We start from the raw sequence: 2,343 nt of genomic DNA on the forward strand, positions 1-2,343 counted from the left end.
TCAAAACTTTTTAAACCTTCTCGTTCTCTCTCTTCGTCCCCGCCGCTCTTCCGTTTTGGGAGTGCAAAGATAACACAACCGCCACCCCCTTTCCAAATATTTAAACACCTTTTTTTTGAAAAAAGCTCTTTTTTTGAAAAAAAAAGCCCAAAACACACATTTAATACTATTTTATATATAAAAAACAAAATTTTATATATAGATATATTTCCACCAAAAACATTTTCTCAATTGATTTTTGGCTTTTTTCTGTATCAGCTCTTCATGAAAATGGCTAAATATTCTGCTAAATTTTGTTTAAAGAATGTGAAGCATGAAAAAAAAATAGTAAAAACAATGGGATTGTGTTAGCACAACTACGTCAATAGCCTACAAAAATAATAGAATAATAAAAGCTTTATTCTTTATAATTACTATAACATTAAGCTCCATAAAGCTTTATTTGTTGAAACTCCGAACAGACAGACTTTATAAAAGCAGTGCTTACAGATGATACGGTTTTTATAAAATAGTTTTAAATATTGCCTAATTTCCCTCTTTTAACAGAGGAGAAATTGCTTTTTTCTGTTTGAGTAAGGAAGCAGCCTTATAGTTTTTCTTTGAGTACAAAATGTGATTGAAGGTTATGGCTTAGTGGATCGAGAAAATTGTGAGGGGCGTATGTTCAAAAGGAATCACAAAACCAAAAGGTTTCTGAAATTAGGCTAAAGAAGAAGCCTAAATATTTTTATTGAAGGGTTCAAAACATAAAATCTTCTAGATTGACTTTGTAAAGAGGGACCGTAAACCCATCAGTTAAATATCTTTTTTCTCCCCTCCCCTTAACAATAGGTCATAGATAATCTTTTCTTCGGGAGTCTTTAGACGTAATTGCAGTGGTATGTCGTGCCTCCTAAAGGGGTAACCATTTTAAATTAGAGAAAAAGGTAATTTCAAACTCTAAAAATGTTAAAACGATGAAGACAAGCAAATTCAGCGAACCGCCTCAAATCATAGCGATATTGGGTAGTGTAGAAAGACAAAACCATAGAAAATGTCTGTCGAGAGTATGGGATTTCTCCCGACACTTTCTATAACTGGCGTACAAAATATGGAAGCATGGGAGCAGATGAGCTAAAGCGAATGCAAGAACTGGAAGCGGAGAATATCCGATTGAAAAAATTGTTAGCAGACAAGAGTCTAGATTATGAGAAGTGTATGAACTACTAAAAAAGGTATAATCCTTACTATTCTGTTGGAAATTATCAAAGCATTGGAAAAGAATACATCGCTTCGACGATGTAGCAGGGCATTAGGGGGCAACGCCGAGCCAGTCTATATTACAAACACAAGCGAAAAAATGAAGATGTTGAGATTGGTGAAATGCTAAGAGGCAAAGCATCAGAAAAGCCCAATTGGGGCTTTCGCTTATTGTTCTATTGGTGTCGAAACCAAGGAAAGAAATGCAATCGAAAACGTATTTATAAGGTGTATAAGGCTGCAAAATTAAACTTACGGAAAGCAAGAGTACGAAAGAAGATAAAACGAGTAGTGATAAATCCATTACCGGCAGGGCAAATCAATGAAGGGTGGTCAATGGGTTTTCTGCGCGATGTACTGGTAAGCCATGAGCATAAAGTACGAATATTAAATATCCTTGATGAATGTTCTCGGAAAGTACTTTTATATTTTGCTGTAACGAGTATATCGGCACGAAAATTAGTTAAACTTTTACAAAACGTGATTGCTCAGAAGGTAAACCCTGCTTATATCAGGTGCGATAGTGGGTGGTCCGCCACCGCGACCTGAATTTATTAGTCGTTCCTTGGAAAGGTTTGCAGAAGAAAATGGTATGGAAATAAGGTTTTCTCAACCTGGAAAACTCCCACAAAATGGCTTAGTAGAACGCAAAGAAACGAATGCTTAAATTTAAAATACTTTAAAACGGTGCAGGAAGTTAAGCAAGATTTGGATAGTTGATGGAATGGTTATAATTTCGATAGGCCCCACTAGGCTTTTAGATATTTAACACCCCAACAGTTTATTAATAAAAATCAAAATCTCTACTTTAATTTGGTAACCGCTTAAGGGAGTAGGACATATGCAGGGCGTTAAATGTTACCCTTGTATAAAAATGAATTCAAGGACAAATAGACTTTTCGTCAAAACGATATAATAAATAAGTAGCAAAACACTAATAGTAAAACCTTATTTTTTTATAAGGGGAGTAATAGGGCAAAAAAAAGCAGTTCTTTGCAGAACTGCTTTAGTTGTTAATATCGTGGCGGCTACCTACTTTCCCGGGTGTTATCCCAGTATCATCGGCGGAGCGGGGCTTAACTTCTCTGTTCGGAATGGGAAGAG

2 protein-coding genes and 1 rRNA gene are annotated in these 2,343 nt (G+C 35.6%); 2 read left to right on the top strand and 1 reads right to left on the bottom strand.

Annotated elements, in window-relative coordinates:
* Positions 1 to 351, top strand: a 351-nt coding sequence (locus tag P1X15_RS32400) for a hypothetical protein (RefSeq protein WP_277342250.1), incomplete at its 5' end; no start/stop codon positions are given.
* Between the two features lie 675 nt (positions 352 to 1,026).
* Positions 1,027 to 1,209: a transposase gene (locus P1X15_RS32690; RefSeq protein WP_409049726.1), complete on the top strand. Its 183-nt coding sequence runs from the start codon at positions 1,027 to 1,029 to the stop codon at positions 1,207 to 1,209.
* A 1,049-nt stretch (positions 1,210 to 2,258) separates the two neighbouring features.
* On the opposite strand, the gene rrf is transcribed toward P1X15_RS32690, so the two are convergent.
* Positions 2,259 to 2,343, bottom strand: a 5S ribosomal RNA gene (rrf, locus tag P1X15_RS32405); the annotation flags it as partial.

It is taken from the genome of Runella sp. MFBS21 (assembly GCF_029433105.1).
GTDB lineage: Bacteria > Bacteroidota > Bacteroidia > Cytophagales > Spirosomataceae > Runella.